A 24791-nucleotide genomic window follows, 5' to 3' on the forward strand; every position below is an offset into this window, starting at 1 on the left:
TAGTCGAGGTGTCGACGGATCAGCGATGGAGGCAGGTTGATGGATGGGTCTCATCCGAGGCGGCGAACGGAAGAGGCGTCCGCTTGGCGTGGTCGTCCTCTGGAGACGGAAGGGACACCCCGGGCGCTCGCTTGGGGTAATTCGGGCGTCCTGGCCAGCGCCTGGGCTCGAGAGGGTCGGTCGGACCATGCTGTCTGGTACGACGCCGAACTGAACGTGGCCACGTCGGTCGATGTGAGTGGCAGTGTGAAGTCCCTGCGTTGGCTCAAGGACGGACATCTGCTGGTCGTTGGCGATGATCTGGTTGCCGAGGGCTGGATGGCGGCCAAGATCGACAATTCAGGTGTTACCGAAGGGATCGTGCTGCCGGCGAGCGTCGTACAGGTCTTGTCGGTCGATGTCAGTGCCGATGGGTGTGCGGCGCTGGGTTGCCGGTCCGCGTGGGATACCGGGCTGCTGGTGGTCATCGACGTCGAGACTGGTGTGGTCTCTGAACAAGTCGATATGGAGGCTGGCCCCATCACGTCGGTCGCGTGGTCATCCCGTGGGCTGGTCGCTGCCGGCTACCGCGATCGCACTGATGGCAGCAGCGTGATGACGGTCTGGTACCCCCGGCGAGGCACGCCGATTGTGCAGTTCGTGACCCTGAGCCGGCATGCGGATGCGACGGCAGTCTGGTCATCGCGTGACGAGCTCGCGTGGGGATGGCGGGAGGTCGATGACCAAGGCAACGAACTCGCGGTGATCTCGATCTGGAGCCCGAAAGGTGATGGTCGTGCGCGGACGCTTGGCAAGTTCTCGGGCTGGGTCGGCAGTGTTGCTTGGTCTCCGTCCGGGGAACTGGCCGTTGGAGGCTGGCATGCCGATAGCGGACGGGGTGTCGCGGTGTGGGGATCTGGTCGTCGGCCCAAAGGAGCTCCTGTCACAGAGCATCCGGTCGTGCACGTTGCCTGGTCCCGGGACAGTCGTCTGGCTGTCGCGGGACCAGGCGGCGAGCTTGCGATCTGGCATCGCTAGCGCGAGAACCGTTGAGGATACTCGCTCCGTAGATAGGGCGTGGGTCTGCGTTTGGGCTACCGGGCCGTCGGTGATCCGACAGCCCGGATCGCAGGTCCGGCCGCTCCCGATCTGCCGCTCGGGAGCGGCCACTGCGTGCCCCGGGCTCCGACCAGCGCAGCAAGGCTGGATCGGGTGCTGATGTCGAGCTTCGTGAAGATCCTGCTGAGGTGGCGTTCAACCGTGCGCTCGCTCAGGAAGAGGGCGGTCGCGATCTGACGGTTCGTTGCGCCGTCGGCGACGAGTTCCGCGACGGCCAACTCGCGGCGAGTCAGCGCGCTCGATGCCGGTGGCTTCTCGCGTACGCAGAAGATTCCGGCCGCAGAGAACAGATCGGCCGGGCTAGCATGCGTCAGGGTGGCGTAGAGAGGGCTGCCAACCAACCTGGCGGCGGTGCGCGCCTGAGCCATCGTGGCGGTGGCGTCTTCTGGTGACGGCGCCGCCCAGCTCAGCAGGCAAAGCAGCGGAGCACGGTAGAGCTCGTTGCCAACAGCATCAATGATTGCCAGCCCGCGTTCGGCGGCCTCTAGCGCGATGGTCAAGCGATCCAGGTGCAGCGCGCCGAGCCCGGCCCAGACGATCGAGCCGATGTACGGCGCGAGGTCCGCGTCGGTCGTTGTACGCAACAGAATGCCGGTGCGCGCCATCGCCTCCTCTGCTGCCAGTCGCTCGCCGAGGCACAAGCTCGCAGCAACCTGCAACGCGTTCGGCACGAACGGAGGCAGCTCGGACAATGCGGGGAGTCTCTGTGAGGCTGACTTGTAGCGGCCCAGGAGCAGTTCGACCTCGACAAGATCGAAGAGTCTGATGCCTGGCTCGACTACATTGGGGACATCGTGGACGGGTCTGCTCTGCAGGACCCGCAGGTGGGCGTTCAGGATCCCCCCACCTCTGAGGGACGCGTGGGGGAGCGCCTGCTGAGCCTCGGAGAGCCGACCGAGTGTCATCAGTACGGAGGCGTGAGCTACCTGCAAACTCTCCTGTCCTGGCACGAGCTCGGATGCGGTACACAGCCACCTGGCGGCGCTACGAGGGTCCTGCCAGCGCGCAATATCAGCCGCGGATCGCAGCACGTCGACCGCGGCGACATCCCCGTGTCGAGCAACACGTTCGACGTGTGGAGCGATGGTGGTGGGCGATGCCTCGCGACGTGTCAGCTCGGTCGCCGCCGCTGCATGGAGCGTCCGCCTCGTTGCCCTGGGCATCGTGGCGAGGACTCCGCGCCGGAAGGCCGGCTTGCTGAAGCGCAGCCGGCGCAGGTGCATGGCTTCCAGCAGGTCGTGGCTGAGAAGCTCGTCGATTGCTTCGTCGACGGTTCTCTGATCCAATCCGGTGATCTCCGGTAGAAGCGACGAGTCGAATGATGCTCCGAGCAATGCGGAAGCCTGTAGCACGGTCGAGCTGCGGTCTGTGAGCAGAGCCATCTCTCGCTGAACGAGAGCAGTCAGCTCCTCCGGCCGGGCAAGCGCCAGGAGATACCGTGGGTTTCCGTTGCCGGCCTGGTGCATGCGCTGGACCTGAGGTCCGTCAGGGAGGCCGAGCAGGTCGGCACTCTCGCGCCGGGTCAGGCGGCGAGGTGTGATTGTGATCTTGGTAGCGCGCTCGAGCATGTGGAGGGTTGCACGCTGGTCAGCCTCGAGCATCAGCGCACGCCGATAGACGACCGCAATCAGGATCTTTCGCTCCATCGGTCGCTGGAGCAAGCTGCAAATGAGCCGCTGGGAGTCCGGATCAGCCCAGTGCAGATCGTCGATCACCATGAGCAGGTCGCCGGAGCCGTCACTGAGGGTAGATCCAATCACGTCGTACAGCCGATGCCGCCGCGTGATCGACGAGCAGCGAGGGTCGTCGCTGGCGAGGTCCGGCAGGGAAGCCCCGAGAGCCTGTGCGAGAGGGCCGGCCAGGGCTGCGAACGAACTTGATCGCTCGTGCTCGACCGCAGTAGTCGCGGCGACCGTCCAGCCAAGCTCGGCGGCGACGCGTGCGGTGGCGTCAGCGAGGTAGGTTTTCCCGATACCGGCCTCGCCGACGATTGCGATACCGCGGACGCCGTGCCAGCCCGCCTCCAGAGTCCCTGTCAGTCGGTCGTAGTCCTGGCGCCCGGCGGGATGAACAGTCGCCATGGCCATGGCAGGGGTACGTAGGAATCACCGCGACCGGATCGAAGGCGGCACCGGAGCCCGGTGCCGCCTTCGATCAGCCCCTGGGTCAGGGCTGCTTGAGGAACAGCGAGGAGAACTCGATGACGCCTATGGTCGGATCGCTGATGGCGTTCCCGATGTTCTTGCCGATCGGCATGTTGTCCTGTGGGTAGTACAGGGGCAGAACCGGCAGGTACTTCTCGAGGATCAGTCGGTCGACCTTCGTCCACTCCTTGACGCGCTGTTCCGGCGGCAACGCCGCTACCCGCTCGATCTCGGCGTCCAGTGCCTTGTCCTGCAGTTGACCGGAGCTGTTGCCTAAGTCAATTGCGTCAGACTTGAAGAGCACCGGGATGACACTGGTCGGCTCCGGCCAGTCGGCGCACCACCCTGCCGGATCCTTGCCGGTGTTGACGGGCCCGTTCTGATCGCCCCTCAGCGCCCTGATTCGCGCCTTCGGCACGCCAATCGACCTCACCTTGAATCCGGCCGCGGTGAACGCCTGCGTGCGAAGCTGATTGACCTGGGTAGCGATCTGGTCGTCGTTCGAGAAGTACCAACTGAGCTCGAAGTCCGCCTTGCCTAGTTTGGCCAATGCATCCTTCACCTCGGTCGCAATCGCCGGATCGGAGGCACCCTTGCCGGTTCCGTTCAGTCCAGGTAGCTCGAACTTCTCGAATCCCGGCATGGTCGGCGGCAGGATCGTCGAGGCCGGTACTGCGCTGTCCGGAGTGAGGCCGGAGACCAGCCGTAGGCCGTCGTAGGGATAGGCCTTGGCGACCAACCTGCGGACCTCGAGCGGGATCTTCCGGGAATCCATCGTGAACATGATCGTGCACGGGGTCGGGCCGGTCACCAGCTGAGAACGGTCCTTGACCTCGGGAAGAAGGCTGACATCGAGGTCGCTGTAGTTCAGTGCGTTGGCATCCGGCCCGGCCGATGACAGCACCTGCCGCTGCACCTTGAGCTTGTCCTGGCCGAACCTGAAGGTGAAGCCGTCGACGTACTGGTGCCGCACCGGGTCGGTGTTCGGATCCCAGTTCGGGTTCTTCGTCAGCTTGAGCTCGCTCCCGGCCGTGTACGAGGCGACCTGGTACGGGCCGGTCGTCATCGGTTTCTGCTCGTAGTTCTTCTTGGTGTCCTTGGCCTGCGGGATCGGCGTAAACATCGGGAACGAGGCGTAGTACGGGAGATCATCGAACGGCTTGGCCAGGTGGATGATCAACGTGCGGTCATCGGGAGTCTCGACGCCGGCGTAGTTCTGCCCGTTCTCGGTGTACGGCCCCTTGTACTTGCCGCCGTCCTTGAAGTACTGAAGCTGGTACGACGGTCCGGCGTCGTACAGCTCGTGGGCGAACGACCGCTTGATCGCGTACGCGTAGTCCTCGGCCTTGACCGGCGTACCGTCGTGGTACTTGATGCCTGACTTGAGCTTGAAGGTCCAGGTCAAGCCGTCGGCCGACCGCGTGCCCAGGTCGGCGGCGAGGTCAGGCACCAGAACCGGCTTCTTGTCGACGATCTTGTACTGCGTCAGTGCCCGAAAGACGAGCTTCTCGATCGCGGTGCCATCGGTGTAGAACGTGTTGGTCGGGTCGAAGGTATCGGGGGTGGCGTCGGAGAGCACCGTGATGATGCCGCCCTTGCGGGCATCCGGCGCGTCAGCAGCCGGGCCCTTGGCCGTCGGATCGGTGATCTTCTGCTGAGTGCCACCGCCGAGCTGCCCTGGCTTGCGATCGCCTTGGTTGTTGTTCGAGGACGGGCTGCCGCACGCGACGGCGGCCAGCAGGACCGTCGTCGCGACTACGGTGAGCCGTTTCCACTGCATCGTCGGATCTCTCCATTCCGGGCGCCTCATGCACCACGTGTGCAGTGTCTTAAGGCCCGCATCGCCAAACAGGAGGGAAATCCGCCATCAATCACCCAATCCGACCTGCGGACAGAATGGTCGAGCCTGCTGACCTTGAGCCGCTGTTCTACTGTTCGACCATGTCCGATGCCTTGGTGGTGTGCGATCTCGTCGAGCGGCTCACGGGTTGGCTGCGCCGGCTGATGCCGGCCAGTCCACGGCGCGACGCGCTCGTCGCCGGTCTCACTGAGCGGTTCGAGAGCGTGGATACCCCCGTCACCGGCGCAGATTGCGTGGCGATCGAGCGTTGTGCGTGGACGGTCTCCCGCCATCTCTCGCTCATCTTCGAGCCCGGCGGTACTGGCCTGCCTGACACCGTGTCGCGGGGCTGGCCGGATCCTGACCCGGACGTGGTTAGGGCTCGGGCTGCGTGCGTGTCGCAGGTGCGGCGGATGGCGGACGGCACCTGCCTCATCAGCGTCGATGACCTCGACGCTGTCAGCCTGGCCCAGCCGTATCTCGATGGCGCGTTCGCACTCGCGCAGGGCTCGGCCCGGATCCTGCTCGACCTGCGGGCCAATGGGGGCGGCGACCCGGCGACCGTGGCGCATATCGCTGGCTGGCTGCTTGGTGATACGCCGACGCAGCTGTCCGAGGTTGTCTACCGGGACCGGCGGCGCCAGTGGTGGACACCCGCCCTGCCGTCCGGCACGAGTCTGCGGCAGCCGGTTGCCGTTCTCGTCGGTCGGGGGACGTTCTCGTCCGGGGAAGCGCTCGCATATCACCTGCAAGCGCGTGGCCGGGTTGTCGTCGTGGGCGAGACCACGCCCGGCGCTGCCGATCACATCACGCCGATCCGGCTGGCGCCGACGGTTGTGGCGTTCCTGCCTGAGGCGTACGTCGTCGACAGCATCACCGGCACCAACTGGGAGGGCGTCGGTGTTGTGCCCGACGTCGTGAGCCCTCCCGACACGGTCATCGAGACCGCGGTGGCGGCGCTGCGCTAACAGTTGGTCGAACCGACGATCCCAGTCGCTCTCGGCCCTATGGGACCAGTACGAGATGGCCGCCGAGTTGTCCCTGCTCGAAGCGCTTGTGTGTCGCGACGACATCTGTGCGCGCGTACCTCATTCCGAGTCGCAGGGTCAGCTGGCCGGCCCCAGCCAGCGAGACCAGTTCGGCAAGTCGTGGACCGTCCGGCTGTCCACGGCATACTGATCCTGATTCCGCGAGCGGCGACCGGTTCACCGCCGGCCACCAACGTCACAAAGCGCTCACCGTTGCTAACGGCGTCCAGAGCAGCGTCTCGAAGTACAGCGGCATCGATGACTCCATCGACCCCGCTGGCCCCGCTGAGCGGCGAGTTCAACAGCCTACGCGCCGACGCCGCCGGCGGTACCGGTAATCAGAACACTCTGGCCCTCACCCAGGCCGAGTTGGGCCAAGGCCTGGCCAGCAGTCAGGCCATTGAGGGCAGAGTAGAGCCGCCAATTAGGTCCATCCCCTCCGGCACCTTGACGACGCAGCTCACCAGGAGGACCACGCAGTCCGCTTGTGCGCCGTACGGGTCGGTGAGGCGTGGGGACCCAGCCGACCACGCGGCCGCCCGGCGCGAAGGCTCGGACGCCCGATCCGACCTCGGTGACGACTCCACCCGCGGATCTTCCGAGGGCGTGATAGGGATTCGGATCACCGAGGAGACCTGCCAATTCGCCCGACCGAGTGTCGATGTCCACCGGTGCGACGGGGGCGGACTCGACGCGGACCGGTACCTGATCTGTCGCCGGCCGTGGGCGATCGGGGTGATGACCTCGACTGCCTCAGGCCCACCGGCGGCTCGAACGGCAACTGCACGCATGCTCGCTTCACCTCGGCTGGTACTCGTGGACACCAATGACGAATACGCAGCGAACCGAGGAACGGATCGCGTGACCCTTCGTCGCGTCGCTAGGCTGACGGCCGGTTGCTGTCTTCGCCCAGTCGGATCTCACCGAACTCCGCGTCGAAGATCGCGAGTTGATTGTTGAGTGCCTTCAGGTCCCGCTGTCGCCGCCCGAGTTGGCCTCTGAGCGCGGTGTGCTTGCGAAGTAGCTCAGTCTGCAGATCTTTGTCACCGTTGGTGCTCTCGAGCTTCTCGGCGATGTCAGCGATGTCGGCTTCGGTTCGCTCGATGATTTCGGTCAGGAGCCGGCGCCGGTTGAGCACCCTGCCACGTTCTTCCCTCAGGACGGCCGTGTGCACCGCGTCGGTCACGCCGGAGTAACCGGCGACCTGTGGCTCGGAACCGTTCCAGGTGATGACCGGCGAAGGTGTCGCAGCCTTCCTCATCCGATCGCTGCTCGGGTCGACCTTCCTCGCGGCATCGAAACCTGCCGCGAACGATGTCGTGATCAGGTCCTCGACCTCGTCCTTGATCTCCCGGAGATCCAGTCGCTCTTCGACGATCGGTGCTGGAGTCTCGCCCCCGGCCTTCGACGCAGCCTCGATCTCGGCTTTGACAGTCTCCACCAGGCTGCTCGCCGACGCTTCCATCAGTGAGTTCGCGGCGCTCTGATCGCTCGGATCGAACTTGACGGTTCCAGCCGGCGTGTCCGCCTCGCGCAGACGCTGGAGAAGGCTGCCCAGCTTGGCCTTGAAGAGGATCACCGTGAAGACGACTACACCGGGCCACGCGAAGATCCTGGCCGATTCGTTGATCTTGTTCCAGATCTCGACTGCCTCCATGCGCAGAGTCTGGCGCATCGCCCCGTTGCCGGACGAACCGGTGCCCGATACCCGTGCGTAGAGCTGAGGTTCGACGCGTTGATCTTGCGGTGACTGGTCGGGCTAGCCGTCGGCCGCTTCTCAACCTTCGTCGACTTCGGATGCGTTTCCTTCGATGACAGGTGAGAGGAGGCCAGATGCGACGACGCGACGACGAGTTCGCAGAGTTCGCTGTAGTGGCTGCTCGGCGCATGTGCAGGACGGCGTACCTGATGTGCGGCGACTGGCACCGGGCCGAAGATGCCACGCAAGACGCGTTGGTCAAGGTGTATCGGCGGTGGAGGCATCTTAGGAAGGATGGCGGCCTCGCAAGTTACGCCAACCGTGCGGTGGTATCGGCCGTGCTGGACCAGTCCAGGCGCAAGTGGCGAAGCGAGATCCTCGGCGGGCTGGAATCGGTTGTCCTGGCTGCCCCAGATGCGATGACGGTTGTCGACACCCGTGCGGTCGTCGTACAGGCTCTGTCGAGGTTGCCGCCAGGCCAACGTGCCTGCGTGGTTCTGCGCTACTACGCGGACTTCAGCATCGAACAGACCGCCGAAATCCTCGGAACCGGCGCCGGCTCCGTGAAGAGCCAGACATCCCGCGGGCTGGCTGAACTCCGCAGCTTGCTCGCATTACCAGAGAGGAACTCAGCATGAACGATATCGAGAGGCTGCTTGACGCTGCAGCGAACGATGACGATCGGTCGCAGAACATCTCGGTCGAGGCGATTCTGCAGCGCGGCCGTAGGGCGGTGCGCCGGAGCCGCTTCGCGGTTGTCGCGAGCACGGCCTTAGCTGCGATCGCGGTCACCGCCGTCGCGCCGCCGGCCATCTCCGCATTGCGTGGCCCGCAGGGGGCATCGGACACGCAGGTCGCGGCGGCTGATGGCACCGATACCGCTGGAGGTGGGAAAGCCGTTCCGCCGCCGCCCGTGAGTCTCCTGAAGCACATTGCGATCCTCATGCGCTGCCAGTCTGGTGACAAGGAAGCTCGTGACTTGAACAAGAGGTATGGGGTGAACACGTTCGACAAGGCCGGACCGATCGATGCGAAGTGGACGCTGGCGGTGAAGAGTGGTGTTGGCGACGCCTTCACGGCCATCTTCGTTTCGCCGGACCGATCGATCGCCGCAACCTGTCACTCGGCCGGCGCGAAAGGACAGTTCCGCGGCTCTGGGGTTGTCGACCGTGCGAGCACCACCTACGTTGTCAAGAAGGGCAACCCGCACAACCTGACGATGACCCAGGCAAGGGGTATTCAGGTTCCTAAGGGGGTGACGCGAGTGCTGGTCGATGTGCCCGGGGAGAAGCTCGCGCGCGAGGCCTTGCTGAGCCAGTCCGGTGGCTTCTTCACGATCGGATGGCCGCATGACGACGAGAGCAAGTCACTGGTCATGGTCCGAATCAGGGGCTACGACGCCAAGGGAGCGCCGGTCTTTGACGAGAAAGCGCCGTACCAGGCACAGCGGATCCCGCCGTTAGGCAAAAGGTAGTGTGGCCGCCGGATAGCTTCGTCCGCAATATCCTCTTGGTGGTCGGTCGCGGTCTCGATCGGTAGTGACTTCCGGGCCAGATCGGCTCGACTGAGGACGTCGTGGAGTGCTCGTGCTCCGTATCGAGGGACCATGTGTTTGCTGAAAGCAACAAAATGACCATCGTGGCATACGCGTGGATATCACGACGGTCGAGGACGGATAGCCATGAAACCAGCAGCGCCCGAGCGATGGGCAGTGCAGGGCGCGACCTCCTGCCGGCGTTTGCCGCGCGATCTTGACTGAACCAGCTGTAGGTGCGTATCCAGTGCCTCGTCAAGCAACGCAGGGGCTGCCGCGTCAGCTTGGCGGGTGCGGATAGTGGTCAGAGAGTTTGCTAGTGATGATGTTGCGGCTCAACATCGTCGGGATGCTCGTCGGGTTCTGAACCGCTCCGGTCGGCGGAGGTCACGGGTCGTCAAGGTGGGATCTGGTTCGGTGACGTCGGGCCGGGATTCGTGCTGGCCTTCAGTTCCTGTCCCCGGTGTGATCTTGCGGACTATCCGGAAATGGACAACTGCTGCCCCGGGTGCGAGTCCAGTGGCTACGACCAGGGAACGTTCTCGGGCAGTCCACGCGGTGAAACCAATCACCGCGTGGACTGGCCTGACTGACGGTCAGTCTGTAGGCCGAGCCACTCGTGTGCCATTCGATCGACGTAGTCGCGGTAGCTGGTCGGCGGCCGCTTCAGTAGTCGTTCAGTGACAGCCATCTCCTTCACGTCCGTCGGCCACGTCCGCTTCGCAAGCAACGTGTAGGTTTTCTGCATATCGGCGAGCTTCTGCCCAGAGAACTGCTTCCCTAAGAAGGCCATCCATTGGTGCGCGTCGTCGCCTGTGTACTGGACCGGCCTGCCGAGCGCGCGACTCCACTCTGCGGCGCAATCAGCACCGCTGATCGAGTTTGGCCCAACAATCGGGTACTCGCCAGCAGGGAAGTCCGGATCCGTCAGAGCAACCTGCGCCACGTGAGCCAGGTCGGCGAGATCGACCCGGTTGGCGCCGGCCAGCGGGAACGGATAGCGACCAGACATGATTTCTTCTCGCGCGAACTCGTCCATCTGCATGAAGTTCGTCGGAATCAGCAGGACTGGCCGGGTGTTTGAGCGCAAGACCAGGTTGCCGATCCGGAGCTTACCTCTTTAGTGAGGCATCATCGCCGAGAAGAGGAGCCGCTTCAAACGACGCGAAAGAACGCCTCCAGTTGCATGGACCCCGCCGAACACGAGCCTGACATCTGCCCGTTCGCACGCTTGGATGAATGTCTCCGCCATGTCGATTTCATGATCATCGTGTGGGCTGACATAGAATGCGGCGCTGATTCCGGTCATGGCGGCGCGGACGTCATTCGAGTTCCGGAGGTCACCGGTGAAGACCTCGACATGCGATGGAACTGGTGGACCGGGCGGCGGCTTCCGTTGCAGGACTCTCACTGGTGTTCCGGCTGCCACCAGTGCGCCCAGCACGGACGATCCCATTGTGCCAGTCGATCCGACGACCAGCACCCTGATCTTCTCCTCCACAGTGATCCTTTCAGTCGAGGCGTCGGCAACAGCGCTATGTCGCAGTCGGAGCGGCACACCTGGGACGCAAGACGGGACGTGATGGAGGCAGTACGTGCGTTCGGACATGATTGGTTCGTCGGGTGTCGGGCGGCATCCTCGTGCGCCAGTCGACCCTGAAACTTGACCAACTGTCAGCTGCCGCGTCGCTGGAGTCGCCAACCATTGAGTCAGACGGGGTCAGCCACCGACATCGAGAAGCGTTCGTCAGCGGGCAGCACGGCCCGTACGGCGAACCCGGCGGCGGTAACGAGTTCGGACCATTCCCGTTCGGTGCGGTCATTCCCACCGGCAATCGCCATCATCTCGATGTCGTCGAACTTGGAGTAGTGCGGATCGTTGCCGGCCGGGATCATCGTCTCGATCACGAAGACCGGCGCGTTCCCGCAGCGAACCACGCGCAGCAGTTCGAGCGCTTGGTCGTCGCCGAAGTTGTGCAGATTGCTCTTGACCAGATATGCATCGCCCGCCGGTACGGCGGCGAAGAAGTCGCCGGCGACAAGTTCGATCCGATCTGCCAGTCCTGCGGCCGCGATGGTCGACGAGGCTGTTGGGAGCATCGAATCTAGCTCCAGCAGCACACCTCGGCACTCCGGATAGGCCTGCAGCAGCTCGATCAGCAGGCTCCCCGAGCCGCCGACGTCGACAACTGTCCGGTACGGCGAGAAGTCGTACGACGCGATTGTCGGCTTCATCGCGTGCCGTGGAAGCTCGCCACGGTGGAGCCGAAGATCTGCGCAGCGGCTGGATTCGTCTGCAGGTACTCATAAATCGACATCCCGAATACCTGGTTGAACGCAGGCTCCTCGCGAACTCGTCGACGCGCTCCCCGGAATCGTTGCGGAGCAAGTCCGGCCTGCCGATCACCTTGGTGCACGGCGATTTCCATCCCGGCAACTGGCGATCCAACGGGAGCACCCGGATGATCGTCGACTGGTCGGACAGCTTCGTCGGCCACCCAGCGACCGACCTGCGCCGACTGTACGGCTGGCTGCCGCCCGAGAAGCGTGAACACGCGGCCACGGTCTGGGCCGCCTCGACAATATCGAGCCGAGTGAACGGGTCTATCACGAAGGCGATCCGGCCGCCGGCGTCCGCGCCGCTCTTCACCAAATGGAGTGAGGCGACCAACTCGCCAACCTGGGGTCCTGCTATCTGTCAACCGATGAGCCGGAGGTCGAGGTCTTGGGCGCGCGCCGCCGCTTCCCGGCGGGTGCGGGCGTTAAGCCGGGTGAGGATCGCCGCGACGTGGTGGTCGACGGTACGCACCGACACCACAAGCTTCGCTGCGATCTCGGCGTTCGTCAGTCCGTCCATCAGCAGCATCAGGACGCCCACCTGACGGTCGGTCAACCCTGCCGGGTTGTTCCGTGACTTGGCTTGGGCGCCGCGCGGGATCCGGTGGACGCCGAGCTCGCGCAACCGCCGCCGTACCAGCTTGGCCGCCGGTGCGGCGCCGAGCTTGAGTAGGATCTCCAGCGCTTCCAGGGTTGCCTCCCGGGTGGCCGTCAGCGCGAGTTGGACGGCGTGCTCGTACGGCGTTTCCTCCCACGACTCGAGTTGTTGGTCCCGAACGCACCTTCCCTGGTCGGCCGCCTCCGCGACGGCGAGGTAGCGCGCCAGCTCACGGAACGCCGGTTCCTCCAGCGAGCGGCCGAGTCCGGCCCGGATCTCCTCGCAGATCTCCGGCAGGTCGTTCAGCCAGGCCCATTCGGCATACGCGGTTGCAGCATGCGAGAGACCGAGCGTCGACTGCTGCTTACTGGCCTGTGCCCACGCATCAGCAAGGAGATGACCTGCTTCGGGATCCCCGCGGCGCGCCAGCACGCGTCCGAGCCCGGCGGCTGTGAGCACTGACAGCATGCCCGGTTCATCCACTGTGTCGATCAGCCGGCGCAGGTGCTGCTCGGCGACGGCGAGGTCACCGCGCCGCATCATGAGCAATCCACGGTGCGCCTGCAGGTTGTAGGCATGCGACCCGAAGCCGCGCTCGTCGGTGAACTCCAGACCGGCCTTGATCGTCTGCTCGAGCTCGTCCCACTGGCGCGCCCGGTAGAGCATCTCGGTCAGGTTCGTGTAGCCGCGGGCAACGGCTTCGAAGTCGCCGCTGGCCTGCGCGGCGTCGATGCTGATCCTCAAGTTCTCCAGCCCTCCGGGCTGGCCGAGATCGCACCAGGCCAGGCCCAGGTAGTTGAGGCAGAGCGCGATCAGGTCGGTCCGGCCGGCTTCGCTCGCCAGGATGTGCGCCTGCTGGAGCAGCGGTACGGCGGCTGCCGGCGAGCCGGTCAGCACGAGCATCATGCCGCGACTGCCGACTGCGTGCGGCAGTACCTCAGCGTTGCCCTGAGCAACTTCGAAGGCTCGTTCGGTAGCAACCAGCGCGGTCGTTGTCTCCCCGGCCAGATAGGAGTGCCGGGAAAGCTGCAGCAGAGCTTCGGTCAGTGAGACCCGGTCGGCCAGCTCTTCGAACAGAGCAATCGCCTCCTGACACCGGCTGATCGCCTCGGGGAACCGATGTGCGAGGTGAAGCTCCCAGGCGTACCCCGCCAGTACCTCGGCCCGCTCGGCGGCAGGCAGCTGATCGACGTACGGCGCGAGGGCCTCGTAGTGCGTCAGTGCCTGCCGATGTGATCCCGCAGCTGTCGCCTCCCGGGCCGCCTGCGGCGCGAACTCGACGATCGTCTCGCGGTCCCCGGCCGCGACCGCGTGATGAACCAGCGGATACAGCTTTCGGGGGTAGTCGGCGGCCAGGATCAGCTCGACGAGCCGGGCATTGAGTGCCCGTCGGCGGATCGTCGGCAATGCCTCCTCGATCGCCCGGCGAGCCAGCTCGTGGCGGAACGAGATCGCCTCCGATCTGGTTTGGAGCAGCCCGCGGCGCTCTGCCCGGGTCAGTGCTTCCGTCCGGCCGCCGAGGATGTGATCGATGTACTGGAATCCGACCGGCCGCGGAATGACCGACAACTGCTCGACGACCGCGATGCTCTCCTGATCGAGCGTGTGTAACCGGGCCAGCGTCGCATCGACCACCGTCAGCGGTACGGCGTCCGCCGGGCCGGCCAGCGCTTCGGTCAGATAGAACGGGTTGCCGTTCGTCAGCCGATACAGCTCGTCGGCATCCCGACCGGCCGCGCGGGCCAGTTCCGTGACCGCCTCCGCCGACAGCGGCTCCAACGCAATCCGCCGTACCGGCACCTCGGTCAGCGACCCGAGCAAGGCGCGTAACGGATGCCGCGTATCGATCTCGCCGTCACGAAAGCTCAGCACCAGAACCAGTTCCAACCTGCTCAGTCTGCGAGCGAGGTACCGCAGCAGATCTAGCGTCGCGTCATCGGCCCAGTGCACATCCTCAATGACCAGAATCGTCGGCCGCGCACCGCGGAACTCCGCGATCAGCGGCTCGTACAGATCTTCTCCTGCGGCCAGCGCCAACGCGAAGGGGCCTGTCGTCCCCCGTACGGCGTCCCGCATCGGCTGCAGCGGTGACGGCGCCAGCATGTCGTCACAGGCACCTCTCAGGACCCGCACGTGCGCGCCGACCTGTCCGAGGGCCTCCTGGATCACACTCGTCTTGCCGACCCCTGCTTCCCCGGTCAGCAGCACGACGGTTCCTTCCGGCTCCGCCACCGCCCCCAGGACGGCACGTATCGCCGATTCCCGTTCCAGCAACATCAGTAGAACCCCCGAGGTTCGCTCATGTCTTCCCCGCGCCCACGATCTCTCCCCGCGCTGTGGGAACCGCTAGGGGCGGACCTACTGGAGGAGAGCCGTGGTCTGCGGGCTGGGGGTGGTTCGGAGTTCGGTGGCGAGGATTTCGGTGACAGTGTTGTACTGGCGAACGGCGGCGGCCCGATCGCCCTGGATGAGGTGCAGGGAGATGAGGGCGCGGTGAGCGGATTCGAGCAGAGGGTCGTGGCTGACAGCGCGCTGGTAGAGGTCGATGCTCTCTTCGACGTGGCCATCGGTGGCCTTGGCTTCGGCCAGCGCGATGAGTGAGCGCTCGAAGGTTTGGCGCAGGCTCTCGCGGCGCTCGTCGATCCAGGAGGCGCCGGTCACGTCGGTCAGGTAGTCGCCGCGGTAGAGATCGATCACCCGGGCCAGGTCGCCGACCGCGGCTGCAGCTTCGAGGTCGGCGACGTCGTACGCGTACTCGAGCGACTGGTTGAACTCGTAGCGGCCACCGCGGAAGGTGATCCAATCCGAGCGGCCGAGGGTACGGCGTACCTGGTGCAGGCAGGTGTGGAAGCTGTTGCGGAGGGTCTGGGCGGAGACGTCCGGCCAGAGCTCGGCGCCGATCCGGCCCTTGCTGACCGGGCCGGAGCCGAGCAGGAACTGGAACAGCTCCCGCGGCTTGGCGTAGCCCCAATCGGCGGCATCGAGCAGGGTGTCGTTGCGGTGCACCTCGGAGACGCCCAGGGCAACGATTCGCAGCGCATCGACTCTGGTCTCGGCGATCGTGATCGGCGGCGAGGCCGGCCGCGAGGTTGGGTCGACCTCGGCCACCTTCTCGAGGGACCAGATCTCTCCCTCGGCCCATGCGGTCCGGAACTCATCCAGCGGCAATGCCGCCCGTGCCACCTGCAGCCCGGCCGAGACCTCGTCGGCTTCGACCGCGGGCACCGGCGTACCCAAGCGGGCCCGCAGACTGGTGGCGTGCCCGAGCAGCCGTACGGCGCGCCGCAGCTGACCGCGGTCGTTGCGCCTGGCCAGTGCTGTCAAGGCGAGTGCTTCCAGGATGCTTGCCGCCCGCCACCGATTGCCGTGGTCATTGTGTGCCTGCAGGCTCTGGCTGAGCAGGTCTTCCGCGGCATCCAGACGCCCGGCGCGACGCTCCTCCAGACCGAGGAACTGCAGCGTCCAGGCGAGGGTGCTGCCGGAGTTGGTTCGCTCGGCCAGCCGACGAGACTCACCGAGCAGCGTCCGCGCCACGGCCGACTCACCGCGGTAGTGCTCGACACCGGCCAGCAGGACGGTCGTCCAGCCGAGCCCCTCGCCCGCACCGTCGCTCTCATAGCGGGACCGTGCCTCGCGCAGCAGCGCCTCGGCGCGATCGAGCTCACCGGCCAGCAGTTCGCGCATGCCGAGATAGTCGATTGCCCGGGACAGGTTCGACGGATGGTCGAGTGTCCGCCATAGTGCGATACACCGCTCTCCGAGCCGGCGAGCCTCGTCGTACTCACCTCGACGCATCGCGGCGCCGCCCAGCCAATGCAGCTCTCGCGCCTCGGCTGTCAGATCACCGGCCGCCTTCATGGCGTTGAATGCGACCCTCAGATGCACCTCGGCCAGGTCAGCCTCGCCCTGCAAGTGCGCCATCGTGCCCAGCGCCAGCTCGGCCTCCGTCCGCAGGTCCGGTGGCACCGGACCGGGCATCGCGAGCACCCGCTCCAGCCGATCCCGGGTCTCCCGGTACCGGCCCAGCAAGTACGACGGCCACCACAACCCGACCACCAGTTTGGTCGCCTGCTCGGCCTCGCCGCGATCGATGTGCCAGGTGAGGGCAGTCTGCAGACCGTCCCGCTCGGCAACGAACAGGTCGAGCCACTCCTGCTGCTCCGCACCCTCCCACCGGCCAGCGGCCCGCTGCAGCAGGTCAAGAGCATGCTGCGCCAGCCGCTCGGCCGGCCCGGAGTCGTCGCCGAGCCGGGAGGCCGCATACTGCTGGACGATCCGGAGCAGCCGGTACTGCGCCTGGTCGCTCTGCTCGACCATGACGAGCGACCGGTTCACGAGTCTCGACAGCGACCGCAACACATCCTCGGACTGTGCTACTGCCTCCACCGCGTCGACCGAGAAACCGCCGTGGAACACGGAGAGCTGCGCAAGTAACTCCTGCTCCGGCTTCTCCAGCAGATCCCAGCTCCAGTCGAGCGCGGCCCGCAGCGTCCGATGCCGCGGCATCGCCTCCCGATCGCCCTGGGTGAGCACAGCCAGGGTGTCGTCCAGCCGAGCCGCGATCTGCGCCACGCCGAGCGTTGGAGCCCAGGCTGCGGCCAGCTCGATCGCCAGCGGTACGCCGTCCAGCCGGGTACAGATCGCCGAGATGTGCGGACCATTCGCCTCGGTCAGTTCGAAACCATGCGAAACCGCCTGAGCGCGATCGACGAACAACCGTGCTGCCTCTGCCTTGAGTGGTGGCAGCCGGTAGACGGCCTCACCCGCGATCCCCAGCGCCTCTTGACTCGTGGCCAGCACTGTCAGCCCTGGACAGGCGCGCAACAACTCGCCAAGCAGTGGCGCGGCGGTCTCCAGCACGTGCTCGCAGTTGTCGACCACGAGTAGTGACGGCTCACCGGCCAACGCGGTGACCGCGGATTCGATCGTTTCTTCGGACAGTTCGAAGGCGTCAGCCAGCGCCGCGAGTACGCGGTCGACGGCACTCCGCGGTGGTATTCCGGCCAGACCGAGCCAGCGGACGCGATGGCCGTACCGTGACCGCAGCCGATCGGCTAGCGCTACCGCCAGCCGGGTCTTGCCACCACCGCCCGGCCCGGTCACCGTGACGAGCCGATGCGCCAAGACAAGCTCAGACAGCTCCGTCAGCTCGGCCTTCCGCCCGACGAAGCTCGACAACCGAACCGGCAGATCCCCCGCCGCCATCGCCACAGCTTAGCGCCTGCCCGACCTAGGTAGCTCGATGCTTCAGATAGGTACCGGACACCGATGCCCGGCAGCTGACCTGACCGTGACTCTGGTAGTGGCCTGATGGGACCGTGCTCGGGGTCCAGCGTGATCATGAGCGGTCTCGTCGAAGAGCGACGACGAGGGAGCGGCGGTTGCTGACTGAGGCCGGCATCAGCGAGTGGTCGCATACTCCACGACCGCCGAAGCATCCACCCACCGTGCCTTGAGGCGAGGCGGGTGCTGGCGCTGCGTGTCTCGGTCGCGCTGGCAGAGCCGAGATGAACCCGGGGCCAACCACCTTTCCGCCTGATGCTGCCTCGTTGTAACAGGGACGAGCACCTCCGCGCTCGTGCCAGCGGATTCCCGCATTCGGCGATTTCTTCCAATCAGCCAGGACCGCAGAATGTGGTCGGTTGTCTGACTGGTCGCCGAATGCATTGAAAAGCTGCGCGCTGGGTGGACTCGGCGCGAACTGGAATCCCGGTGGGCAAGTGATGAGGAACCGTCTGCCGGGTTTAGCAGCGTTTCTCCGGCTCAGCGCGACTGGAGGGGTGTGACGAACGAACCGATGAGCACGAGCGGTCCCCACGAAGCTCTGCTGCGAGACGAGGCGCGAACGGTCGTCTCGGCGCTCCACATGCAGCACTGGACTGGGCTCGTGCGCCTGGCTGTGCTGACGATGGGCGATCGGCAGGCGGCAGAAGACGTCGTACAGGAGGCGTTTGCCACCTTGTATCGGCAATGGCCGTTGAAAGAGGAAGGGGTCGAGCTCGGCTATCTGCGGGCGGCGGTTCTGTATCGGAGTCGTTCGGTGCTGCGTCGTCGACGCGTCGCTCGCATGTACACCCCGCCATACCAGGCACCTAAGGCCTCGGCGGAGAGCGATGTGGTTCTCAGCGAGGAACGCGGGGAGGTGCAGAGAGCTCTGCAGGGTCTGCCTGCACGTACTCGTGAGGTCCTGGTTCTTCGGTTCTATCTCGATCTGCCGTTCGGCGAGATCGCCGCTCTGCTCGGTATTCGCGAGGCCAGTGCACGTTCCACTGCGTCGCGCAGACTCGTCATGCTCACCAACCGCTTGAAGGGACTCCGATGAACGACACCGAAGCTCGTCTCCGCGACTACTTCGAGGCTATGGCTGCGACGGTTTCCGCTACCGCCCGTGGACCTGCATTGACGACCGAGGTACATCGGCGGCAGCTCGCCTTGCCCATGATCCTGACCGCAGCCGCGGTCGCTGCCGTGCTGGTGTTGACGGTGACGTTCGTGAATCGCGTCTCTGCCGACGCTCCTAGCGCGGCGAGTACATCGGTCGTGGATGCGTCGCCGCAGGTTCCGTACATTGTCAACGATGCGAGGCGTGGGCGTGACAGGTTGACCGCCACCCTGTACGACGGCTCTCGCACGGTCAGGCTCCCAAACGAGATCAAGTTGATTTACGGCCGTGTTGGTGACGGATGGCTGACTCAACGAGTCTCTGCCCCTGGTGGCGACTTCCGTGCCGCGATCCTGCAGCCCAATGGGGCGCTTCGCACTATCGGGCCGTCGAAGGCTGACATGCCGGTGCTGTCTCCGGACCGTCGGGAGATTGCGGTCATGACGCGCACGACTCCGGATGGTGGCGGGCGGTTCGATGTCATCGATGTCGCGAGCGGTGTATACAGCCGTTCCAAGGTTGCGGTGCCACGGCAGATGTTCCTCCTGCACGGATGGAACCAGACTGGCGTGTGGGGCTCGGTGGAAAGCGGCGGAAAGGCTGAGTTGTTTGTCTGGCGTCCCGGTCAGTCGGCGTTCGAGCCGGTTCGAGTAAACGGATTCACCGGAAGCCTTGCTGTAAGCCCCGCTACAGATACGGTGGCGGTCGCAACTGCAGCCGGAAACAGCCGCTGCGTCAAGGCCGGCGCGCTGCGTGACGGGAAGTTCAACGTGGAGCGTCAGCATTGCGCCAGCGGCCAGCGAGCTGTCTATGCCGTCCTGTCCGACGACGGCAAGACCATGCTCTATAGCGAACGCAAACTCGCCATTGACGTCGCTAGCGGGAAGACCACCCAGCTGAAGCTCGTGGACCCGATCCGCGGCCCCCTGTCGGCAGTCTTCGAGGACGCCACCCGGGTGCTTGCAGTCACTCAGCATCGAGAAGGCAACAAGTATGGTCCGCAGCGGCTGTACCGCTGCGACGTCGCCAGCGGTGAGTGCACTCTGCTCCGCACGGAGCAGGACAAGAACATCGTCCTCACCCGGCCATGAGACCCTCCTCAGGCGGTCCTGCTCTCGCGGGACCGCCTTTGGTGATGCGCGGGAGCGGTCAGTCGGTCGCAACAGCGGAATCGCCAAGTCCAGGAGCCAGTAGGACGGGTCGCGGATCAGCTCGGCATGCACAGACGTCGACGACGTTTGGATGACTACCTCGGGTGTCGGCGATCCGGAAGCGACCCAGCATCTCGAGGAACAGCGAGCATGCGGGGCTCCGAGGGAGAACCGATAGAGCGTAGGCCGTTCGCACGACCGCCTGCAGAACCCTGCTGCGGAGAGACCCAGTACCGGGTTGACTTCGACGTCGGAGTGCAGTGCTTGGCTAGCGGCGCTCATGGTGGACTGATCTCGGGGCAGTCGGATGGGGGCCGGTCGTCCATTGGTGGGTGCGGTCGCCTGCCTCGATGCGGTTGGTTGCGCCGAGTTTGGTCAGTACGGCGGCGACGTGGTTGGTATTGCGCAATCCGGGTGCCTTTGGATCTGGGCACTGTCTGCTTCTTCTCTCATGACGGGGCTGATGCTGTGCCTGTCGAGGACGCTGATAGCGCCTGACTCATGTCTATGTGCACAACGAAAAGATCGTTCACACTAGCGCGATCCTTGCGACGAGACTGACTGGGACTGCTGGTCCCCCTTGCTCGAGTCGCCCGCCAGTACCGCTAGAGCCCGGCCGCGGCTGGTTCAACCACGATGTCCTCGGCGCGATGGCGTCGGTCCCCGTGACCGTCGTGCATGTGGCAACCGATCGGGTGCCATCGGGGCGGTCGATGGTCCACCCAGCTGGACGCGCTCAGACCCAGACGCCCAACCGTGTGTACAGGTCGCTGCAACGACGGGTGAAGTCATCCCGACCGCCTGCTGCATTTGCGTGTTGACGTCGATCTGAGCGCAAGTAGTCCGAGGTCAAGCTGCCTCAACTGCAGCGGCTAGACGTTGGCGGCGTCTCGGTCGTGATGCGGGGAAGCCACCCCCGCTGTCACGCAGGAGGGCGTATGCCGGGATCGTGGCTGCTCATCACAGCCAGCGCAGCGATCATCAGTGGGACGGCCAGCAGCAGGCCGAACTCGGCGCCGAGGAATGTCCAGACCGCCGTGGCTGCAATTGTGGCGGTGAGTCGGCCCAAGCTGCGCACGGCGGACAGCGACCCGAACGCCGACCAGCGCAGCGGCCCTGGGGCGACCTGTGCGACGCCGACGTGCTCGGCGGCGTCCACCACGCCGATCGCCGCGCCGGCGTACAGGAAGCACAACGCCAGCCCGAGCACCGTCCCGGGCAGCAACGCGAAGCCGGCGTATGAAACCAACAGCATGACCACCCCGGCTCGCATCAGGTCCACTGGCCGATGACTGTCCAGCAGGCGGCCGCACAAGTAAGACGACGCACAGGCTGCTAGCCGCCACAGTAAGTAGAGCAGCACGGCCATCGCCTGCGCTCCAAACGGTACGTCGCGATGCTCGAGCAGCTTGGTGGCGCGCAGGATCAGCAGGACCGCAGCGAAGTTGGAGAGCTCGAACAGAGTGATCGCCGTCATGAACCGACCGAGCGGGCCCTGAAAGACTGCACGCACCCGCAGCCGGGTTGGTGGGCTGATGGCGTTCGGCCGAGACGGTGTCCGGCGGATCACCCATGTCCCCATCGCTACCGCCAGTAGACCCGGCACGAGGGTGGCAACGAGCGCCGACCGGACGTCGGCGAGAGCAAGGATCGCGAACGCGAGCAGCGGCCCGGTTACCGAGACCAGATGGTGGGTTGCGCGCTTACGGCCGAATTCCTCGCCATAGCCGCCCTTGCCGGCGCGTTCCGGCACGGCCGCGTAGCGTTGCGGGGAACGCAACCCACGGGCCCCGGACGCGCCGGCCCTCAACATGCCTACCTGTGGGCTGGTGGCAGCGAGCGCCACCAACCCATTGAGCAGAGCAGTCAGGGTGAACGCGACCAGGCTGATAAGGGGGCGTCGTCGCGGGTTCTCGCTCAGTGCGCCACCGCCTAGCCGGGCGATGCCGTCGGCGGCATTGGCCAAGCCTTCGATCAGGCCGAGTGCCAGCGGGGAGGAGCCCAGGGTGCCAACCACGAATGCTGGTAGCAATGCAGTCGCTGCTTCGTCGGATGCCGTGGATAGGTGGGAAGCGACGCCACTGGCTCGGTGCCGTGTCCCAGTGGACAGGGGGCGGGGCTGGTTGTCATCTGCATCGGATGATGGGGGCGCGGGATGTGTCCCCAAAGCGATCAGTAGCTCGCCGGCGACCTCCGGGCTCGCGTCGAGCAATTGGCGGAACGCGGGCCAGGGCATGGCAAAGCAATGCAGATCGGTGAGGGCGGTCAACGTGGCAGAACGCGGTAGGCCCACGAGGGCAGCCGCTCCGATGTGGTCCCCGGGACCTAGCGTGCTAGCCAGGCTCCCGCCGACGGTTAGGCTTGCCCGGCCCGCAACGACAAAAAGGAATCCTGCCTCGGCGACCACGCTACCCGCCGGAAAAACTCGCTCGACCAGCAGCGCGGACACTGTTTCGCGTTCGTGGTTGCCGAGAGTCCGAAACAGCGGCGACAGCCGCAATTCCTTTTGCATCGCCATGTCGTGCGTTGCCCCCTCGTCGCTTGACATCGCTGCCCAGTAGTCGGTGAATCAAACCCGACTAACGGACGCGTCCGGTCGGGAAGAGGAATAGCGCGCGCCCGTGTGTCAAGGCCTCATGCGCCTCGGACAGGCTGAGCCTGTGTCCATGCTCTGCTGTCTGGGCAGGCCGGAGACGCTTCGATCCTGATCGTTGCGGTGACGCCTTTCTGCCGGAATGAACGGTGCAAACGGCACCTGGCCGCCTCTGAGCCCGTGCCATGGCAATCACCTGTACGCACGAAGACGGTGATCCGGTTCCGGCTTCCGATGTTTCAGCCGGGACTCGCTGCTCACATGGCCGAATGGGTCTCAGGCCTGTTGGCCCAGGGAAGCGGCGAGTTCGGGGGAAGTTGAGTGGCCATAGCTGATCGGTCGCTTCGTCGCATCCATCCCTGTTGGCGAGAGGTGGAGTAGGACGCTGCCACGGCTCCTGGTCAGCGCGACGTAGCGTCGCTCTTCTTCGAGCTTGGGGCCTCGGAGTGGCCGACGGTCCCAAGGCGGCCCAGCCAGCGGATGTACGACTCCTGCGGCCAGTCCAGGAAGAATGACCGCGGTGAAGGTCCGCCCGCCCCCTCGCGTTGTGGTAGGTCGACAAAGCAAACCTTCCCGTCGCAGCCGTATCGGATGCAAGGTCCGTCAGCAGGAGGTCGTCGAGGGCAGATGTCAGGGTCTGGATCTCCTTGATCGTGCGGGGGTCGCCGATTGCGGTTGCGACTCGGCGCAAGTTGAGATCGTCGACCACCGACCGAGCCCACTCCGCCAAGCTGGCCGTCGTGGTCAAGGTCCCGAGTAGCGTCCGTGCAGTGAATCGACCTGGATGAGCCGCTGGTTGGTACCGCGTGGCAGGTTCGCGAGTCTCCTGAGGGTTTCGAGGCGTTCCAGAAGTTCGGTGGCGCCGAACTGTGGGGACCAGCCTCGTCCCCTCCGAGCGCCAGCCGCAGAGCATAGAGTGCTGCGGCCTCCATCCACCGGCCGAGCTTGGTCGCGGGTGCTGTGGGCCCGGACCATGACTCCGGCTGCCGCCAGTTGCTGCTCGATGGGGCGGCCGGGCGGGTTTCGGTAGCGGAGAAGTACAGCGACCTCATGCGACTAACACCTGCATCCAACAGTGCCAGCACCGCTTGGACAGCTGCAGTTGCTTGATCCTGGATGCCGCCGTTGACGGGCTGGAACTCGGTGGTTCCCGGATCTTCTCGAAGCGGGTCTGCCTGCCAACCTCGTTCTTGTGTCAGGGCAAGCATTCTGCTCGCCGAGCTGGAGTGCCGGCCTGACTTCCAGATGACCCACCTGACCCGGGCGAGTGGGTTGCTTATCGCTGTGCGAAGGGCCTGATCGGGTTCGTCCTCGATCAGATCGCCTATTGACCTCCCTGCACCGGTCCGATTGTCGGACTGCGCTCGTCTGAACTGTGGTGGTCCTGGAATCTAGGTTCCAGGTTCCCTGTATGCCCGCTGCCTACGAGATTCGCATCTGTGGAGATCGAAGAGGACACGAATGACGTCCGGGCGACACCCAGGCAGCAAGACGTCGGCTGGGGTCGGCCTAGGAGCTGGACCATCGCTGGGCTAATCAAGTTGGTCGACGATGCGATTGACTCGGCCGGCGCTCAGCTGGCCCGGTCTGAAGGTCTGCGGCTCGACTGGACCGACGATCGGACGGTCCCTCGGCCGATCACAGGTCGTCGGCCCGTCAGAGAACGCGGTAGCGGGCGGTGGCGACCCGAGGACGAAGCGGACCTCGGGCAAGCGATCGATCTGGCGTGAAGGGCTGCGTTGGTTCTGAATCTCGGACTCCTGGAATCGCGGATCAGGCTTCTGCCGTGGTCGTGGCGAGGAGATCTTCGAGCTGTCAGTTGGGCGGCTCTGTGGAGGTCTTCGTGGACGAGGTTGGGTATGCGTTGTCGCTGGATGAGCGGCGGCGGTTGCTGGAGGCAAATAGGGCGGCGGCGCAGTTCTTTCGGCGTGAGTTGTTGCGGACGAGGAGTACCTGGCCAGCGTCGTATCTCGACGCGCGTGGTTTGCCGCATGTGTTGACGGTCGAGTCCGATTGGAAGGTTGGGTATGCGCCGGATACCTGCTCAAACCTGACGGACCATCTGCGGGCTCAAGGGTTTGACTGCGGGACGCTGGTCAAGGCGGGACTGGTGGAGTGGAGCGACCAGGGCGATGCCGTTGATCGGCATCGCGACAGGTTGATGCTGGTGGCTCGGGACCATCGACTTTCGCCGGTGGGATTCGTCGGCATCGATGAGACGGGGCGTGCGCAGGCGGCGACTCCGGCGACCGCGATTCATCGGCCAACGAATGTCTTGGTCGGTATCGAGGAGCAGCTGGATCTGCTGGGACGTGGTGCGGTGCCGGTGGTCGTTGAGCACCCGGTGGATGCGATTGCGGTGACGAAGCTGAGTCGCGAGATGGGCG

At 65.3% G+C, this 24791-nt stretch carries 15 protein-coding genes and 3 pseudogenes; 8 read left to right on the forward strand and 10 right to left on the reverse strand.

Going from position 1 to position 24791, the window contains the following annotated elements; translation table 11 throughout:
* The first annotated feature begins 318 nt into the window (after positions 1–318).
* Positions 319–1017: a WD40 repeat domain-containing protein gene (locus tag E1261_RS11990; RefSeq protein WP_132405847.1), complete on the forward strand. Its 699-nt coding sequence runs from the start codon at positions 319–321 to the stop codon at positions 1015–1017.
* A gap of 56 nt (positions 1018–1073) precedes the next feature.
* Here the strand turns inward: E1261_RS11990 and E1261_RS11995 are convergent, their stop codons facing one another.
* Both E1261_RS11995 and E1261_RS12000 read right to left on the reverse strand, forming a co-directional pair.
* Positions 1074–3179 carry a helix-turn-helix transcriptional regulator gene (locus tag E1261_RS11995; protein ID WP_165952460.1) on the reverse strand — a complete coding sequence of 702 codons (2106 nt, stop codon included), beginning with the start codon at positions 3177–3179 and terminating at the stop codon, positions 1074–1076.
* Between the two features lie 85 nt (positions 3180–3264).
* Positions 3265–5022 (reverse strand): ABC transporter substrate-binding protein, encoded by a 1758-nt coding sequence (locus tag E1261_RS12000; protein WP_132405851.1) that lies wholly within the window; start codon positions 5020–5022, stop codon positions 3265–3267.
* Positions 5023–5183: 161 nt separating this feature from the next.
* On the opposite strand from E1261_RS12000, the gene E1261_RS12005 reads away from it, so the two are divergent.
* A complete protein-coding gene (locus tag E1261_RS12005; RefSeq protein ID WP_165952461.1) occupies positions 5184–6050 on the forward strand; it encodes a S41 family peptidase in 867 nt (288 codons plus the stop codon).
* Between the two features lie 366 nt (positions 6051–6416).
* Here the strand turns inward: E1261_RS12005 and E1261_RS47110 are convergent.
* Positions 6417–6809: pseudogene (locus E1261_RS47110) on the reverse strand (alcohol dehydrogenase catalytic domain-containing protein); the annotation flags it as partial.
* A 181-nt stretch (positions 6810–6990) separates the two neighbouring features.
* On the reverse strand, positions 6991–7767 hold the full coding sequence (locus tag E1261_RS12010; RefSeq protein WP_132405855.1) for a hypothetical protein: 777 nt from the start codon (positions 7765–7767) through the stop codon (positions 6991–6993).
* A gap of 176 nt (positions 7768–7943) precedes the next feature.
* On the opposite strand from E1261_RS12010, the gene E1261_RS12015 reads away from it, so the two are divergent.
* Both E1261_RS12015 and E1261_RS12020 read left to right on the forward strand, forming a co-directional pair.
* Complete coding sequence (locus E1261_RS12015; RefSeq protein ID WP_132405857.1) at positions 7944–8447, forward strand: SigE family RNA polymerase sigma factor; 504 nt, start codon at positions 7944–7946, stop codon at positions 8445–8447.
* Positions 8444–9283 (forward strand): hypothetical protein, encoded by an 840-nt coding sequence (locus E1261_RS12020; protein ID WP_132405859.1) that lies wholly within the window; start codon positions 8444–8446, stop codon positions 9281–9283. Before E1261_RS12015 ends, E1261_RS12020 begins: the two co-directional genes overlap by 4 nt.
* 628 nt (positions 9284–9911) lie before the next feature.
* Here the strand turns inward: E1261_RS12020 and E1261_RS12025 are convergent.
* The 3 genes from E1261_RS12025 to E1261_RS12035 all read right to left on the reverse strand — a co-directional run bounded on the left by E1261_RS12025 (position 9912) and on the right by E1261_RS12035 (position 11578).
* Positions 9912–10382, reverse strand: a complete 471-nt coding sequence (locus tag E1261_RS12025) for a Rossmann-fold NAD(P)-binding domain-containing protein (RefSeq protein WP_132405861.1) — start codon at positions 10380–10382, stop codon at positions 9912–9914.
* Between the two features lie 81 nt (positions 10383–10463).
* Positions 10464–10844: an SDR family oxidoreductase gene (locus tag E1261_RS12030; protein WP_165952462.1), complete on the reverse strand. Its 381-nt coding sequence runs from the start codon at positions 10842–10844 to the stop codon at positions 10464–10466.
* Positions 10845–11053: 209 nt separating this feature from the next.
* The gene (locus tag E1261_RS12035; protein ID WP_132405865.1) at positions 11054–11578 is read right to left on the reverse strand and encodes a methyltransferase; all 525 of its coding nucleotides are present in this window, start codon (positions 11576–11578) and stop codon (positions 11054–11056) included.
* Here E1261_RS12035 and E1261_RS47115 point away from each other — a divergent pair.
* A pseudogene (locus tag E1261_RS47115) lies at positions 11491–11841 on the forward strand (phosphotransferase); the annotation flags it as partial. The gene E1261_RS12035 and the pseudogene E1261_RS47115 overlap by 88 nt on opposite strands.
* Before the next feature lie 200 nt (positions 11842–12041).
* On the opposite strand, the gene E1261_RS12045 reads toward E1261_RS47115, so the two are convergent.
* Positions 12042–14555, reverse strand: coding sequence for an ATP-binding protein (locus tag E1261_RS12045; RefSeq protein ID WP_132405867.1), 2514 nt, complete (start codon positions 14553–14555; stop codon positions 12042–12044).
* An 81-nt stretch (positions 14556–14636) separates the two neighbouring features.
* Positions 14637–17483, reverse strand: a complete 2847-nt coding sequence (locus E1261_RS12050; protein ID WP_132405869.1) for a BTAD domain-containing putative transcriptional regulator — start codon at positions 17481–17483, stop codon at positions 14637–14639.
* 577 nt (positions 17484–18060) lie between these two features.
* On the opposite strand from E1261_RS12050, the gene E1261_RS12055 reads away from it, so the two are divergent.
* The gene (locus tag E1261_RS12055) at positions 18061–18600 is read left to right on the forward strand and encodes an RNA polymerase sigma factor (protein WP_238176159.1); all 540 of its coding nucleotides are present in this window, start codon (positions 18061–18063) and stop codon (positions 18598–18600) included.
* Positions 18597–19751 carry a hypothetical protein gene (locus E1261_RS12060; protein ID WP_132405871.1) on the forward strand — a complete coding sequence of 385 codons (1155 nt, stop codon included), beginning with the start codon at positions 18597–18599 and terminating at the stop codon, positions 19749–19751. Before E1261_RS12055 ends, E1261_RS12060 begins: the two co-directional genes overlap by 4 nt.
* 982 nt (positions 19752–20733) lie before the next feature.
* Here the strand turns inward: E1261_RS12060 and E1261_RS12065 are convergent.
* Entirely contained in the window at positions 20734–22359 is a 1626-nt protein-coding gene (locus tag E1261_RS12065; RefSeq protein WP_132405873.1) for an MFS transporter, read from the reverse strand.
* 1888 nt (positions 22360–24247) lie between these two features.
* On the opposite strand from E1261_RS12065, the pseudogene E1261_RS12070 reads away from it, so the two are divergent.
* A pseudogene (locus E1261_RS12070) lies at positions 24248–24791 on the forward strand (hypothetical protein); the annotation flags it as partial.

Origin of the sequence: Kribbella albertanoniae (assembly GCF_004348455.1) — a bacterium.
Classification (GTDB): domain Bacteria; phylum Actinomycetota; class Actinomycetes; order Propionibacteriales; family Kribbellaceae; genus Kribbella; species Kribbella albertanoniae.

Excerpts from the sequence above, each read along its gene's own strand:
- E1261_RS12010 (WP_132405855.1), bottom strand. The coding sequence starts at position 7,767 with ATGGAGGCAGTCGAGATCTGGAACAAGATCAACGAATCGGCCAGGATC.
- E1261_RS12065 (WP_132405873.1), bottom strand. The coding sequence starts at position 22,359 with ATGTCAAGCGACGAGGGGGCAACGCACGACATGGCGATGCAAAAGGAA.
- E1261_RS11995 (WP_165952460.1), bottom strand. The coding sequence starts at position 3,179 with ATGGCGACTGTTCATCCCGCCGGGCGCCAGGACTACGACCGACTGACA.
- E1261_RS11990 (WP_132405847.1), top strand. The coding sequence starts at position 319 with ATGGCGGCCAAGATCGACAATTCAGGTGTTACCGAAGGGATCGTGCTG.
- E1261_RS12050 (WP_132405869.1), bottom strand. The coding sequence starts at position 17,483 with ATGGCGGCGGGGGATCTGCCGGTTCGGTTGTCGAGCTTCGTCGGGCGG.
- E1261_RS12060 (WP_132405871.1), top strand. The coding sequence starts at position 18,597 with ATGAACGACACCGAAGCTCGTCTCCGCGACTACTTCGAGGCTATGGCT.
- E1261_RS12025 (WP_132405861.1), bottom strand. The coding sequence starts at position 10,382 with ATGGACGAGTTCGCGCGAGAAGAAATCATGTCTGGTCGCTATCCGTTC.
- E1261_RS12035 (WP_132405865.1), bottom strand. The coding sequence starts at position 11,578 with ATGAAGCCGACAATCGCGTCGTACGACTTCTCGCCGTACCGGACAGTT.
- E1261_RS12000 (WP_132405851.1), bottom strand. The coding sequence starts at position 5,022 with ATGCAGTGGAAACGGCTCACCGTAGTCGCGACGACGGTCCTGCTGGCC.
- E1261_RS12015 (WP_132405857.1), top strand. The coding sequence starts at position 7,944 with ATGCGACGACGCGACGACGAGTTCGCAGAGTTCGCTGTAGTGGCTGCT.
- E1261_RS12045 (WP_132405867.1), bottom strand. The coding sequence starts at position 14,555 with ATGTTGCTGGAACGGGAATCGGCGATACGTGCCGTCCTGGGGGCGGTG.
- E1261_RS12005 (WP_165952461.1), top strand. The coding sequence starts at position 5,184 with ATGTCCGATGCCTTGGTGGTGTGCGATCTCGTCGAGCGGCTCACGGGT.
- E1261_RS12020 (WP_132405859.1), top strand. The coding sequence starts at position 8,444 with ATGAACGATATCGAGAGGCTGCTTGACGCTGCAGCGAACGATGACGAT.